We start from the raw sequence: 15277 nt of genomic DNA, 5'->3' as shown, positions 1-15277 counted from the left end.
AATAGGATTATTAAAAACGCTAAAGTTAGATTATAGCTGCCAGTTTAATGACATAGCATAACCGCGTGGTGCACCGTAGTAACCTTGCTCCCAGAACAAGCTGTGAAGGTATTTCTCATTGGTTACGTTGTTGATATTAAAGTTAACACTCACATTATCATTAATGTCATAGGTTGCCATCAGGTTTAGTAAGCCATAGGCATCTTGTTTTGTAACCGGCACCACACCTGAAGGTTGTGTCGGTTGCACACGTTGCGTGTCATCCTGCCATTGGTAATTTAAACCAAAGGTTAGGCCATCTATTTGAGGTACTTTCTGGGTTAAAGCAAGTTTAACTTGATTCTCTGGTGTGTAATCTTTTACTAATTCATCACCATCGATATTTAAGTTACTATAGCTAAAGCTAGCACTAAGCGTGTCGCTGAGTCGGCCACTCATTTCTATTTCAAAACCGTCACTATTGATACCATCTGCACCATAGTAGCGTGTGTCATCTGGTTGAGAACCAGGAACAGCGATAGCTAGGCCTTCTTGCTTAGCATCGAAATACGCAAAGGTGACGAATAAGTTGTCATCAAGTAATTGTGCTTTCAAGCCGATTTCGCTGCTTTTACCTGTGATTGGATCTAGGTAATCTCCGTTAATATCACGCTCTGTTTGTGGTACAAAAGTTTCTGTGTAGCTTGCATATGTAGAGAAACGTTCGTTAATGTCATACACTACACCGTAATAAGGTACAGTTTGATCACTGTCTTTATCTTTCGCTTTTCCATATGACTCGCCCTCAGTTTCCCAGTTTACATGGCTAACACCCGCTAAGAAACTCAGTGAGTCTGTGGCACGAATTCGTGTAGAAATATAAGCAGAACGCTGACGGCTTGTAATATCAGCACCTGTTAAACCATCATCAAATGTCGGTGTGGGTGCTGTGCCATCCCAACCCCCTAGTTCAGGCATGCGAGGGAAGCCATTTTCATTATCATAAAGAGACATATCATCGTTATCCATATCCGCTTGATTTACACCAAACGATAGGTCGTGCTCCATGCCAAATAAATTAAACTTACCTGTTGCATAGATATCTAAAATATCGTGCTTATCTTTATGGTCATACTCGCTTGCGTAACCAATTAAGCCTAAACCTGTTTCTCTATCAGGTGTTTTATAGACATAAAAAAGCTCTGAATCTTGCTCATTTTCTAAGTGGGCATAGCTTGCTTTTAAGAACCAAGTATTCGTAATTGCTTGTTCAATTGATAAGAACAACTGCTCTGTTGTGTTGTTCCAGTAAGACCAGTCAGATGCTGTACTGGTTGATTCATCAAAGTTAGTTGCTGAGCCATCGCTATAATAAAGAGGGAGTGCACCCCATAATGGGCTATCTGCATCTTTTTTCTGGTTAACATAGTTAGCTGTTACTACCGTGCTATCTGTCAATTGGCCTTCGTAAGCAAGGTAGTAAATTGTTTTATCTTGCTCATAGCGGTCAAGATAAGACTCTGCTTTATGTTTGGTAAATACAGCACGCACAGCGTGATTTTCATTTAGTGCAGTTGATGCATCAAGCTCTAAGCGTTTGCTATCCCAAGAGCCGTACGATACAGATGCATTGACTTGTGTTTGATAAGTTGGGCGTTTTAAAACCATATTAACAGTTGCAGACGGGTTACCTGCACCTGTCATTAAACCATTGGCGCCGCGGACAATTTCAACGCTATCGAAAATTGAAGTATCTAAAGTTCCCTGGATAGAGCCGTTGTCTTGTGGCATACCCATGCCGTTAACCTGAAAGTTTGTTATCTCAAAACCACGTGCTTTAAAGTAGGTACGATCAGTTTCAATTTGCTCAACAGTGACACCTGGTGTACTTTCAAGAACTGAGTTCAGATCATCAAGTGAAAAGTCATTCATTAATGCACGAGATACAACAGAGATAGACTGGGGAGTTTCTTTTATTGTTAGCCCAAGTTTTGTTGCAGATTGCGCTTCTTCAGTGATGTAGTTTTTATGGTGCTGACCATAAACAGCTATTTTTTCAATAGGTTGTTCTTTTTCTTGTGCAGCGAAAGCGTGACCACTTAATAGTGCTGAAGTCACTAAGCTCAATTGTGAAAGGCGCAAAAATTTAGTTGATGACATGCAAATTCCCAAATAGTTCAATTCAGATTGTAAATTAATGCGTAATGTAATCTAAATGAAAATGGTTTGCAATTAGGTTTGTCGGTGTTGGCTTAAAATAAACAAAAAAAGCGGCCGAGGCCGCTTCAGGAAGTAAAACTGATTAGGGATTAAAAAACGTATTTTGCAGAGAACTGCAAACGATCCATATCGCCATCTGTGCCACTTTCTAGTTCACGCTCAGCATGTTTATATTCAACACCAAACGTAAGCTTTTTAACAGGTGAGTATAAGATGTTTGCACTATAGCTTTGACTCGTTTCTGTAGGGTCGCCAGAGATTGCAAATAAGTCACTATTATTGTCAGCAGAGAAGAATGAATAAAGGAAAGTTGAACGCCATTGGCTATTCCAATGTTGCTGATAGGCAATAAAGCCTGATGTTGAATCAATGGCATCAAGATCATCACCATCAAGCACGGCACCATGAGCAACATTTAACCCCACGTAGCGACCTAAGCCTGAACCCTGTGTAAGCATAAATTTAAGGTTGTTTTGACCAAAGTTTACTTTACCAGACGCGCTAATACCAAATGAAGACTCATCGGCATCAATACCATTCTTTTTATAGGTTAATTGGCGTGCAAGACCTGTCACAACTAACTCACCCCAGTCCGCTTTGTGAGTATAACGGGCTGTAAAATCAGGCATTGCGGCATCATCGGTTGCTACGCGAGCACCACCTTGAGTGGTAATGGTACTTTCAGGGTTTTCGATTGAAAAAGACCAACTACCCGTTGTGTATCTTGCCTGAGCTTGGCGAGCAAACACAGTACCTTCTGCTGGGCCAACAAAATCAAGGGTTTCTGGAAGAGCTCCTACGTTTTGGAAGTTCGACCATGCTTGACCGAATAACCAACCGTCATACGTGACATAGGCTTGTCGGATACGTGGTGCATATGAATTAGTAACGCGCTCATTACCACCTGGTGCAGATGCTAAAAAGTCGATCTCAATTTTTGTATTTATCGTTTTTCCGTTATCTAATTTGGTTGCGGTACCAAAGTTGAAGCGAGATTGGCGAGCATGCATATCAAAGACAGCATCATTGTCTGTATCAGGTCCAACAGGAGTCGTACTTGGCACGTAAAAATCGCGACCAACGCTTGAACCATCAGGGATACCTGATGAGTAATCACTCCACATTGCATCGAGTTTTACATAACCGCCATAGGTGATATCAGTATTACCTATGGTGGCTGCGTGTGCTGTGCCTGTCAGCGCACAAAGTACTGCTGATGCAGTTAATGTCTTCAGGGCTGTTACTTTTGTTGTTGTCATAATGTGTATTCCTGTCAAAGCTACTTGTATGTTGTTGTATCACTGTTGTTTAAGAAGTGATTTCTCTCAATTATCTATTGGTCTATTAGACTAAGGTGGTACTAATACTAATGAGCAACAAAGTTTGTTTAAATTAAGGTAGTTAGTCAGATGTATTAGTACATTGGACTTGATTATAGAAGGTGATTACGAAGTTTTTTGTTTATTGGTGAGATATACAACTAAGGTCTAATATTTTAAGTCGCTTTGCTGAGTGATCCTTGAAGTAAGCCTTTGGCAAGTAATTAACATGGAGACGACAACAATGTCACAAAGTATCTATCCAGTTCCAGCGCATATCAAGAATGCAGCACTCGTTGATAACGATAAATATAATACACTGTATAAGCAATCTATTGATGACCCAGAAGGATTCTGGCGAGAGCACGGTAAACGTCTTGATTGGTCGACCCCTTATAATAAAGTGAAGAACACGTCATTTGATAAAGGTCACATTAATATTCGTTGGTATGAAGACGGACAATTGAACGCCTCTTACAACTGTATCGACCGTCACCTTGCCAAAAATGCAAACAAAACGGCTCTTATTTGGGAAGGTGATAACCCTGAACAAAGCGAAAACATTAGCTATCAAAAGCTGCATGATGAAGTAGCAAAACTCGCCAATGGCCTTAAAAAGTTAGGTGTTTCTAAAGGTGATCGCGTCGCGATTTATATGCCAATGACTCCACAAGCTATTTATGCAATGCAAGCATGTGCGCGTATTGGTGCCATTCACTCTGTTGTATTTGGTGGTTTCTCTCCGTCAGCAATTGCTGATCGAATTAACGACTCAGGCGCTAAGGTTGTAATTACATCTGATGAAGGTCGTCGTGCAGGTAATTGTGTACCACTTAAAGCAAACGTTGATGAAGCTGTATCGCAAGACTCGGTAACCAGTGTTGAGCATGTCATCGTGCATCAATTAACAGGTGGCGACGTTGAGTGGAATAGCCATGATGTTTGGTGGCATGACCTAGTAGCAGATTTACCACCAGAGTGTGAACCTGAGCCAATGAATGCAGAAGATCCACTTTTCATTCTTTACACTTCAGGTTCAACGGGTCAACCTAAAGGGGTTGTTCATACCACAGGCGGTTACCTTGTGTATGCATCAATGACCCACGAGTACGTATTTGACTTAAAAGAAGATGATATATTTTGGTGTAGTGCCGATGTGGGCTGGATCACAGGTCATAGCTACATTGCATATGGTCCATTAGTTAACGGTTGCACACAGGTTGTTTTTGAAGGTGTGCCGACTTACCCAACAGCGGGCCGTATGGGTGAAGTAATTGATAAACACAATGTTACTATTCTATACACTGCACCAACGGCTATCCGTGCTCTGATGGCGAAAGGCGACGAGCCAACGGCCACATCAAAACGTACCAGTTTACGTATTATGGGATCTGTTGGTGAGCCAATTAACCCTGAAGCGTGGGCGTGGTACTACGAGCATATTGGTAATGAAAATTGCCCAATCGTAGATACGTGGTGGCAGACCGAAACTGGCGGCATTATGATCACGCCATTACCGGGTGCAACAGATATGAAGCCAGGTTCGGCAACTCGCCCATTCTTTGGGATTGCCCCTGCATTGTATGATGCCGAAGGTAATACGCTTGAAGGTGCAGTTGATGGTAACTTAGTTATTTTAGATAGCTGGCCTTCACAAGCGCGAACAGTTTATGGCGATCATGAACGTTTTGAGCAAACTTATTTCTCAGCATACCCAGGTGTGTATTTTACAGGTGATGGTTGTCGTCGAGACGAAGATGGTTACTACTGGATCACTGGTCGTGTTGATGACGTGCTTAACGTATCAGGCCACCGTCTAGGTACAGCTGAAATCGAAAGTGCATTAGTTGCTCACGAAGCAGTTGCCGAAGCGGCTGTTGTTGGCTATCCACATGACATTAAAGGTCAGGGCATTTACGTGTATATTACACCAAATGAAGGCGTGACTGTCAGTGATGAGTTAACAGCAGAGGTGCGTAACTGGGTTCGTAAAGAACTAAGCCCAATTGCATCACCAGATATGATCCAATGGTCGCCAGGCTTACCGAAAACACGTTCTGGTAAAATCATGCGTCGAATTCTACGTAAAATCGCGGCAAATGAGCATCAACAGTTAGGTGATACTTCAACACTGGCCGATCCGAGTGTGGTTGATGAGTTAATCGAGAACAGATTAAATCGTTAAAAATGCGTTAAAAACTTGATTAGAAGTTGATTCTAAACGTAGTATATCGGCTGTCACTTAGAAATAGGTGTCAGCCGAATTTATTAGGAGTGAACCATGAGTCAGTTTTTAATAGCGGACGATCATCCGTTATTTCGTGAAGCGCTGAAAGGGGCATTGAGTGCTAAGTTCGCTGATTTAGAAGTGTTTGAATCGGAAAACTTTGATACCACATTGCAAGTGCTTAGCGAACAAGAAGATCTTGATATTCTACTGCTAGACCTTCACATGCCAGGTAATGGCGATTTATACGGCCTTATTCGTATTCGCGAAGACTATCCAAGCTTACCCATAGCTGTGGTGTCAGGTAGTGAAGACATTAATATTGTTTCTAAAGTGATGGGATATGGTGCGATGGGGTTTATACCTAAATCATCGTCATCAGATGATATTGCCATAGCTATTAACCATATTCTTGAAGGGGATGTATGGTTACCCACAGAGCTTAAAGATAAAGTCGCCGCGGTTGATGGCGAAGACAAAGAAATAGCCGCTCAGGTGGCATCGTTAACGCCACAACAATATAAAGTGTTGCAGTACTTACACGAAGGCTTATTAAACAAACAAATCGCTTATGAATTACATATTTCTGAGGCCACGGTAAAAGCACATATCACCGCTATTTTCAGAAAACTTGGAGTATATAACCGTACTCAAGCGGTCCTTATTGCCTCAAAACTTCAACTTGATCCTATTGAGTCGAACTCGTAATTAGATAATAAAAATAATAAAGAGGCGGTTAGCCTCTTCATTAAAATAACTTAAGCAAATACCACGGTGCGATTACCGTTAATAAACAGTTTGTGCTCAGAGGCTAACTGTAAGGCTTTGCAAAAAACTGTTTTTTCAACATCTTTCCCCATTTTTGCCATCATTTCTGCGGTATCAGCATGACTAACATGGGTTATATCTTGCAAAATAATTGGCCCTTCATCGAGTTCATTATTAACAAAGTGAGCTGTTGCACCAATGATTTTTACGCCACGCTCAAAAGCCTGATGATAGGGTTTTGCACCGATAAATGCCGGTAAAAATGAGTGGTGGATATTGATTATTTTCCCTTCAAAGCGAGCGACAAACTCAGGGCTTAAAATTCGCATATACTTAGCAAGGCCAATAATATCAGGTTGGTAGCTGGCAATTAGGTCACCCACTTGCTGATCGTGCTCTGCACGGCTCAACCCCTCATGAGAAACAACATGAAATGGTACATCAAAACCGGCTGCCAAAGGGGCTAAGTCTGGATAGTTTGCGATAACGGCCAATACTTCAATATTCAAAGCTTTTTCAAATTGTTTGAGTAAAACACCACCCAAACAATGTGCTTCTTTAGTGGCAAGCAGTACAACTTTGGTTTTCTCGCTGCTATGCAGTGCAAGCTCAGCACCATCTGGAAGTAAGGTTGCAAGGCTAGGTAAAAAGTTATCTGATACAGTGCCACTTAACTCAGTACGCATAAAAAAGCGCTTGGCGTCTTTATCAACAAACTCATTATTACGTGTGATGTTTAAATTATGCTCATGACAAAGGCCTGTGATTTTGGCAATTAAGCCAACATCATCATCGCATTGCGTGGTTAAAATCGTGTTCATAGTCCTCATTCTAATCCCGTTTGTGTGGCCTTTATTATTTGCTAATTTTTAAGTGCTGCATAGCGCAATTTTAACTATCTAATAATTAATTTAAGAAAAGCCGAACTCTCTTTGCTGTATTACAAAGTGTAATGATTATTGGTTGTTTGTGGAAAAGTGAAGTAGTTATTTTATAAGTGTGATTTTTTGTCCATAATTTTTATTAAATACGTAGCTTTGCACATCTTTCTATACGTTTTTTAACAGTTTGGTAAGTAACTGTAAATCAAGGTAATAGTTTGTAAAATATGAAATTTTCCTGATTTTTTCTAGTCCAAAGGGAGCATTAAAATAATAAGGAAAAACTTCATGAAAAGCACTTTGCTTAAAACAATAATGGCCTCTAGTCTCATCTGTGTACTTACTGCATGCTCAAGTGACGATAGTAGTGGCAGTGATAGTGGTTATGTACAACTTTATAATGGCTCATATAACAGCCCTTATACTCGCTTATTTGTAGATGATACCGAGCGATCGGGGACTAATTTTGGAGATGTATCAACCCGTCATAATTACAGCTCTGGTGAATATGAGTTGAGCTTTGAATATATTGATGCGAATGATAGTTACATCACAATTAATGAAGACACGATTAATATTAAAAATGACTATACTCAGTTAGTTGTTATGAATGGTGATTTTGCAGAGCCAACTTTTACTGAACTGAGTATTCCAACATCTGCCGATGAAGACGACTTTAATCTCGGCTTTTTCAATATTGTGGGTGAAGATAATTTATACGATGTTTATATTGCAACGGACGATGGTCTATTCGATACAGCAGAGCTCATTAGTACCTCGCCATATCTTACAGTACCGGAACTTTCGACTTTAGAGGAGGGCTACTACACACTTTATGTTACCTTGAGTGGCAGTACAGATGTCATTTTTGCCTCGCCTACTGTGTATTTTAATGATGAAGCCAGCTATGTTGCGATGATACGCCCAAGTTATGCGACTGAAGAGGATGGTATAACCCTTGATGTTGTAACAGCAAGTAACTCTGTTACTCAGCTTAATCACCAAGACGCCGAAGGTCAGCTGCGTTTTATAAATACAATTGATGACTACCCACAAACACAATTTAAGATAACGCGCGGAACAACAACCAACAACACAGAGGTTGTTGCAAGTGATCAGTATTCAAACTACATCAATATGTCACCTAATAGCTACAGTATCGCTATGCTAGATGAGGCCGGAGATAAAATCGTTGATAACTTTTTACTGACTCTGGAACGCGAGCAAAGTGCTGTGGGCGTATTTTATAAAGATAAAGAGTACGGCCCGCGTATGATGACACTTGAAGAGAACTTAACTCCAAGTAGTTACAGCCATGCTGTGACAGTCGTGAATTTGATTGACAGTTACGCAGGGCAGAATATCGATGAGGTTGACGTGTATTTCACGCTCAATGGGGAAACAGTTGAAGACACGAGTAATGTTATTGATGGTATCGATCAATATGATCAAGAAGAACAAGTCGTAGATAATGAGATTTACACCACCTATGTTGTATTTGAAGATAATGGGCAACAAATTGTTTTACTCCAACAAAGTGATATGGATTTTACCAAAGAAGGCAATTACATTTTGATTATAGAGCATGATGATGCCGCAGATTCAGGCTTTAAAATGACATTAGAGCGAACTGTCACCGAACAATCTTAACAGGTTTGACGCAGTACCTTCGTTGCTTTACTCACGGCAAATGTTTATTGTATAAATAATTAGAGCGTTTGCTTTATGGAAACAAGGATGATGTATGGATGAAGGTATTGCGTTAATAGTGTTACTGGTTGCAGTAATTCTGTTTGGATCAGTGGCGGGTATTGTTGCCCTGTTTCAGCTTTCAAATTTAAGAAAAGAAGTGATAGCGTTAAGGAAGACGATCACGTCAAAGTCGTATCAGCCGCATCTTGCTGATGAAGCTAAAGTATCAGCTCATGTTGAATCGCAATTAAGAGAGCATGCACAGCCTTCACCCACTAACACAGAGCCCGATTCAACCACTCTTGAACAGCCTAAAGTTGATTCTCATAATGTTAAACTCAGCGTTTCAAAACAGCCCAAGCCAGATTATCTTTCGCCAATTATTGCTCAATTTAAAGCCAATTGGTTAACTTGGGTAGGAGCTATAGCGCTGGCGTTTGGTGGGATTTTCCTTGCTCGTTATTCACTTGAAGCAGGTTTATTATCAGAGTCTATGCGGGTTATTTTAGGGGCTGTGTTTGGTGTAAGTTTAATTACAGTCGCCGAGGTGTTGCATCGAAAAGGGATTGTTTTTGAAGGGTTTAGTAACTATATACCTGCGGCACTTGCTAGTGGCGGCTTTATAAGCTGTTTTGCTTTAACTTTACTTGCTTATTCACATTACGGATTATTACAGCCTTTACCTGCTTTTGGTATTTTGACCTTTGTATCTCTGGCTGCCAGTTGGATGGCATTAAGGTTTGGCCCACTGCTCGCGGTTATTGGCATAATTGGCGCCTATAGTGTACCGGTCTGGGTAAGTACAGGAAGTAACGACTTTATTGCCTTACTGACCTATGTTGGTTTTGTTACTGTATCAGCCTCTTTAGTGGCTCATTATGTGAAACGCCATTGGTTATGGTATTTGCTATGGGCTGGCCACTTAGGTTGGTTTTGGTTAGCGGCTGTCACTGCATCAAGCCAATTTTTATGGTTTATTAATCTGTATGCAGCTTTGAGTATTCTACTATTGATTGCGATACCGCGTTTAGGGTTAAAGCTAAGGCAGGTAGAGCACCGCCCTTATCGCTTTACAAAAATGCTAAGGCAACTGCCAGATACTCCCTTACTGCTGGCAATTATGTCCCCTGTGCTTTTATTAATGAGCACTACCAATGCATTGCTTGTCTGGCAGCTTAGCACTTTGTTATTTGTTGTTTTATTACTATTTTTGATTTTAAAAAATAGTGTATGGGATAACTGGCTACTACTCGCTTTGGCATGTGTTGTAATGCTATTGATTGCACAAAATAACACCGTTGATTTTTCAGAGCAGCTTTTTGTCTTTAGGCAAAACTACGGAGCAGGGCTGTTTTTCAGTGCGTTGTTTTTAAGTTATGGGTGGTACTTTTCAAGCAAGTATCCAAAACGTTTAGGGTTTACATTAATAGCTTCACTATCAACCTTTGTAATTGTAGCAAGTTTATATTTAATTACCCCTGACCATGCTTTAATGAGCGCTTATCCGTTATGGTGTGTTGTGTTGTTAGCGGTCAGTGCGCTGTTATTTAAACTCTCAGTAAATAATAACCATCCTTTACAGGTATTCTGCTACTGGCTTGGTGCTAATGCTAATATTAGTTTAGCGCTAACTATGCTACTTGAAGGAAGTAGTTTAACTCTCGCATTAACGGTGCAAGTGTTATTGATTAGTTTTTATGTGAACAAGCACAGCATCACAATGCCAAGTTGGCCATTAAAAGCATTAGTTGCAGGTTTACTCGCGCGCTTGAGCGTAGCCCCTTGGTTAGTGGATTATAATGACACAAACCTGTTTGGTGTTCACTGGAGTCTCATTGTTTACCCTGTCAGTGCATGTTTGTTTTACTGGGCCGCAAGGTTTTGGCATCAACAGCCTCTTCGAGTATGGTTAGAAGGCGCAACTTTACATTGTATCGCTTTGTTTATAACGACTGAAACAAGTTATCAATTAGTGGGACGTTATCCTGATTTTGATAATTTATCGGTGTATGAACACATTCTACTTGCCTGTAACTGGGGCGTGTTAGGCTGTGTGTATTTATTGCGTTCGAGGTTTACTCAACATTTGGTAAGGCTTTATCAGGCTAGTGCGATTGTACTTTTAACACTAGCTGGTTTATTCGCATTAAAACTACTCACTGCGTTGAATCCTTTCTTTGAGCCTATAGACATAGGTCAGTGGCCAATTATTAACTGGTTATTACTGCTCTGGTTTGTGCCTGCATTAATAACCTTATGGGTTGCAAAGTTAATAAAGCCTATTAATACTAAATTGGTTAAGCCATTAATTTGCCTCGCAGGTGCTTTTCTTGCACTTTATATTAATGCTGAAATACGTCACAGCTGGCAAGGTGAGCTTATTAATTTAGCGCAGTCGACCTCAGACGCCGAACTATACACATATTCGTTAATATGGTTATTGATAGGTGCATTAGTGGTGATTGCGGGGCACTTGCGCTCTATAGTTGATCTGCAAAAGCTTGGGCTAGGTTTACTGGCTTTAGTGGTGTTGAAGGTATTCTTGATTGACATGGCAAATCTAACGGGGCTGCTAAGAGCGGTGTCATTTATTGGCTTAGGTATTTCATTGGTTGCACTAAGTTGGCTGTTTCAAAAATTTAAGGCAAAGCCACACGCTTTGCCTTAAATAGAGAGTAGGTTATGCACTGTGATTAAGCAGTGCTTTTAACTTCGCTGGTTTTACCGGTTTGCTGAGATAGTGGATGTTCTCAGCTTTTGCTTGTTGTTTAAGTGCTTCATCACGTACAGCGGTAATTAAGATTGCCGGAACAGGGCTTTGCCAAATTTCACGTAATGTTTTAATTAACGTAATGCCGTCACAGTCGTGACCAAGCTGATAATCCATCAGGATTACATCTGGGGCACGATGATCTTTAGCATATGCCATAATCGCGTTTACGTTATCGAATAACTGATAATTAGCTTGCCACTTTTGTAGAAGGCTTGCCATTGCATTAAGGTTTTCAGGGTCATCATCTACCGCGACAATATTCATAGCAGAGCGGTTTTCCATGCCTTTTTTCGGTGTTTGTTTTTGTTGTATAAATTGTTTCTCTCCATAAGGGACTTCAATACTAAAGCGGCTTCCTTTGCCTAGGTTTGAGCTTACATCTAAGCGTAAAGACAGTAAGTCTGCCATTCTTTTTACCACGCCTAAGCCAAGACCGACCCCTTTATTGTCACCTGCTTCAATACGATAAAAGTCCTTGAAAATTTTTGCTTGTTCCAACTGTGATATGCCAGGGCCTGTATCCCATACTTCAATACGAAGATGATGTTTTCGTTTACGGCACGCAATTAATACTCTTCCTTTATCGGTGTATTTCACGGCATTGGAAACAAGATTTTGAATAATACGGCGTAGGTAAGTTATGTCGCTATGTACAATGATCCCTGTAGAGCGTACTGTGAGTTTCAAACCTTTTTCGCTCGACATAATTGCGTACTCATTTTTAAGCGGAGCAAGAATATCGTCAATACTAAAATGGCGTGGAGTTGGCGTCATCGCACCTTGTTCTAACTTAGCTATTTCAAGTAATGCAGACATTAGGTGGACGGTTGAATCTAAACTTGCACCGAGTTTTTCAAAATTATTTAAGTTATTACTCGAGAGTGTTTTATCATCAATGGCTGCTAAATAAAGTCTAGCAGCATTAAGCGGTTGTAAAATATCGTGACTGGCCAGTGCCAAAAAGCGAGTTTTACTATCATTAGCTTGCTCAGCTTCTTTTTTAGCCAAAGTGAGTGCTTGCTCAGTTTGCACACGACTGTCAATTTGCGCTTGCAGATCTTTGTTAATCGTTCGAATTTCTTGCGTTCGTGCTTCGATACGGTTTTCAAGATCCATATTGACTTCCTCAAGAGCGTTTTGGGTTTCAATATGCGCTGTTATATCTGAAAAACTGGTCACAAACCCGCCATCAGGCAGTGGGTTACCTATCATCTCAAAGACTTGGCCATTACGACGATGACGAATAAAGTGGTGTGGGCTGCCATTTTTAAGGTGTTGTACACGTTTTTCTACATGCCGTTCTATTTCGCCAGGGCCGCACTCTCCGCGTTCTGCGTTATAACGGATCACCTCTTCAATCGCTTGGCCTACTTCCAAAAAGCCTTCGGGGTAGTGAAACATTTCTGCGTAGCGCTTATTCCAAGCAACCAAGTTGAGTTCTTTATCAACAACTGAAATGCCATGACTGAGATTTTCAAGCGAGGTGAACAACAGGTTTTGATTAAATTGCAGTGCTTGCGTTGTTTCGTCAAAGAAATTGACGACCTCTTCAAACGCCATGCGCTTCCCTGAGGCGACAGTATGAATAAGTGCTTGTGCAGACGATGCGCCTAGTACGCCTGTTAAAGCGCGCTCACAATAGGCAATAAACTCTGGCTCTGGGTGAGCATTATTGTCATCAAGTTTATTGCTTAATGCAAAGTGCGCAAGTACCTGTTGACTGCGCTGAATACCTAAGAAGGTTTGTAATAGTACTTTAAAGTCGTACACCGTGGCTTTAACGTTCTTATTTAAGCGTCTTGCAAATACCGCTTGCTCTTTCGGGTTTACAAATGCAGCGGCTTGAATCTTATCTATTAAGCGCTCATCGGCACCCAGTGAAAAGCTAATGTAGCAGCCGATATTTGCAAATAATGCGATTAGCGTACCTCGGGTTATAAGTGTTTGCTGTAACTCGGCATCTAGGCTGTTACCCGCATCTAAAATAGGCAGCATTAAAAATAGAATCCAGCAAATAACACCTGCAAGTAAACCAGCATAAACACCATAAGCATGACCTTTACGCCAGTATAGACCGCCGACGATAGCAGGCAGTAATTGTGAAACCAGTGAAAAGGCAACCAACCCCATACTTGCCAGCGCTTTACCATGGCCAAACCATTGCTGGTAGAAATAAGATAAGATCAAAATGCCAGCAATAGTGAAGCGTCTCACAAGTAAAATCTGTGATTTATAACTACTTGTTATGAGGTTACGTTTAAACTTACGGCGCAACATTAAAGGTAAAACCACATCGTTTGAGATCATGGTACTTAAGGTCAGTGTAGCGACCACTATCATCGCTGTTGCAGCAGATAAACCGCCAATAAACACAAAGGTGGTTAAAAACGCATTTTCATGTATTAAAGGCAGTGCTAATACAAAGCTATCGGGTGAAAAGCCACTACCAATGCCTGGATGAATAGCCGCTGTCGCAATCGGAAAAATCATTGCCGCCGTTAAGAGTAAGTAAAGTGGAAACGCCCAACGAGCGGTATAAAGGTGACGTTTGTCTTGGTTATCAACGACGGTTACATGAAATTGCCTTGGCAAACAGATTATAGCGGCTGCGGCCATTAAAGACTGGCCAATAAAATTGAAGCTCAGAAAATCAAAGTTATGCCAATGCTGCCAGATAGAGCCTGTTAATTGCTCGGCTTGCACCGTACTTAAATTAAATAATGTGTATAAAGCAAGCCCCGCAACGGCAACTAAAGCCAGTAATTTCACCATAGATTCAAATGCAACTGCGAGCATCAGCCCTGAGCGATATTCGGTTACATCCACTTTTCGTGTGCCAAAAAAGATAGCAAACATTGCCATGATCAAGGTCGCCGACAGTGCCAGCATAGAACCCGAAATACGGCTGTCATTTTGTAATAATAAAAAGCTGCTACTAAGTGCTTTGAGTTGTAAAGCGATGTAAGGAATAGTCGCAAGTAAGGCTATGATAGTAACCATAATTGCAGTAGTTTGACGTTTGCCATAGCGGGCTGAAATAAAGTCGGCAATAGTGGTGATATTTTGTTTTTTACTTACTAAGACGAGTTTACGTAAAAAGCCCTGACCGAAGAAAAACAGCAGCGCAGGACCGATTAAAATAGGGAGGTAGTTCCAACTACTGGTAGCAGCTGTGCCCACTGAGCCGTAGTAAGTCCAAGATGTACAGTAAATCCCTAAAGAGAATGAGTATACAAATGGGTGGTGGCTAATACGTTTTGCTAATGGAGTGGTTTTATCCCCCCAGTTAGCTAGCCAGAACAACACGCCAATGTAGGCGAGTGCAACAAAAATAAGCGCAGCTGTCATGTCTAAATTCAGTAATTATTGTAATAACTCTACCTTATCAGAATTATGAATAATTTCGATGTGTTGATTT

At 40.9% G+C, this 15277-nt stretch carries 8 protein-coding genes; 4 read left to right on the top strand and 4 right to left on the bottom strand.

Going from position 1 to position 15277, the window contains the following annotated elements; genetic code table 11:
* Positions 1 to 30: 30 nt before the first annotated feature.
* Both LY624_RS13495 and LY624_RS13490 read right to left on the bottom strand, forming a co-directional pair.
* Complete coding sequence (locus LY624_RS13495; protein WP_341803199.1) at positions 31 to 2139, bottom strand: TonB-dependent siderophore receptor; 2109 nt, start codon at positions 2137 to 2139, stop codon at positions 31 to 33.
* A gap of 149 nt (positions 2140 to 2288) precedes the next feature.
* Positions 2289 to 3458, bottom strand: coding sequence for a DcaP family trimeric outer membrane transporter (locus LY624_RS13490; RefSeq protein WP_130149547.1), 1170 nt, complete (start codon positions 3456 to 3458; stop codon positions 2289 to 2291).
* A 304-nt stretch (positions 3459 to 3762) separates the two neighbouring features.
* Here LY624_RS13490 and acs point away from each other — a divergent pair, with 304 nt between their 5' ends.
* Positions 3763 to 5703 (top strand): acetate--CoA ligase, encoded by a 1941-nt coding sequence (acs, locus tag LY624_RS13485; RefSeq protein ID WP_130149548.1) that lies wholly within the window; start codon positions 3763 to 3765, stop codon positions 5701 to 5703.
* Between the two features lie 96 nt (positions 5704 to 5799).
* Complete coding sequence (locus LY624_RS13480; RefSeq protein WP_130149549.1) at positions 5800 to 6453, top strand: response regulator transcription factor; 654 nt, start codon at positions 5800 to 5802, stop codon at positions 6451 to 6453.
* A gap of 50 nt (positions 6454 to 6503) precedes the next feature.
* Here LY624_RS13480 and purU read toward each other — a convergent pair whose 3' ends face one another.
* Entirely contained in the window at positions 6504 to 7334 is an 831-nt protein-coding gene (purU, locus tag LY624_RS13475; protein WP_062568809.1) for a formyltetrahydrofolate deformylase, read from the bottom strand.
* 348 nt (positions 7335 to 7682) lie between these two features.
* Between purU and LY624_RS13470 the strand changes: the two genes are divergently transcribed.
* Entirely contained in the window at positions 7683 to 9044 is a 1362-nt protein-coding gene (locus LY624_RS13470; protein WP_341803198.1) for a hypothetical protein, read from the top strand.
* A gap of 94 nt (positions 9045 to 9138) precedes the next feature.
* Complete coding sequence (locus tag LY624_RS13465; RefSeq protein ID WP_341803197.1) at positions 9139 to 11754, top strand: DUF2339 domain-containing protein; 2616 nt, start codon at positions 9139 to 9141, stop codon at positions 11752 to 11754.
* 12 nt (positions 11755 to 11766) lie between these two features.
* Here LY624_RS13465 and LY624_RS13460 read toward each other — a convergent pair whose 3' ends face one another.
* Positions 11767 to 15207 carry a PAS domain-containing hybrid sensor histidine kinase/response regulator gene (locus LY624_RS13460; protein ID WP_341803196.1) on the bottom strand — a complete coding sequence of 1147 codons (3441 nt, stop codon included), beginning with the start codon at positions 15205 to 15207 and terminating at the stop codon, positions 11767 to 11769.
* Between the last annotated feature and the right edge of the window lie 70 nt (positions 15208 to 15277).

It is taken from the genome of Pseudoalteromonas sp. N1230-9, from assembly GCF_032716425.1.
Taxonomy (GTDB): Bacteria; Pseudomonadota; Gammaproteobacteria; order Enterobacterales; family Alteromonadaceae; genus Pseudoalteromonas.
Note: the sequence above shows the minus strand (reverse complement) of the source record. Positions and strands in the feature narration are given on the sequence as shown.

What these genes read in the sequence shown, in the direction of transcription:
- LY624_RS13495 (WP_341803199.1), bottom strand. Translation starts at nt 2,139, where the DNA reads ATGTCATCAACTAAATTTTTGCGCCTTTCACAATTGAGCTTAGTGACT.
- LY624_RS13490 (WP_130149547.1), bottom strand. Translation starts at nt 3,458, where the DNA reads ATGACAACAACAAAAGTAACAGCCCTGAAGACATTAACTGCATCAGCA.
- acs (WP_130149548.1), top strand. Translation starts at nt 3,763, where the DNA reads ATGTCACAAAGTATCTATCCAGTTCCAGCGCATATCAAGAATGCAGCA.
- LY624_RS13480 (WP_130149549.1), top strand. Translation starts at nt 5,800, where the DNA reads ATGAGTCAGTTTTTAATAGCGGACGATCATCCGTTATTTCGTGAAGCG.
- purU (WP_062568809.1), bottom strand. Translation starts at nt 7,334, where the DNA reads ATGAACACGATTTTAACCACGCAATGCGATGATGATGTTGGCTTAATT.
- LY624_RS13470 (WP_341803198.1), top strand. Translation starts at nt 7,683, where the DNA reads ATGAAAAGCACTTTGCTTAAAACAATAATGGCCTCTAGTCTCATCTGT.
- LY624_RS13465 (WP_341803197.1), top strand. Translation starts at nt 9,139, where the DNA reads ATGGATGAAGGTATTGCGTTAATAGTGTTACTGGTTGCAGTAATTCTG.
- LY624_RS13460 (WP_341803196.1), bottom strand. Translation starts at nt 15,207, where the DNA reads ATGACAGCTGCGCTTATTTTTGTTGCACTCGCCTACATTGGCGTGTTG.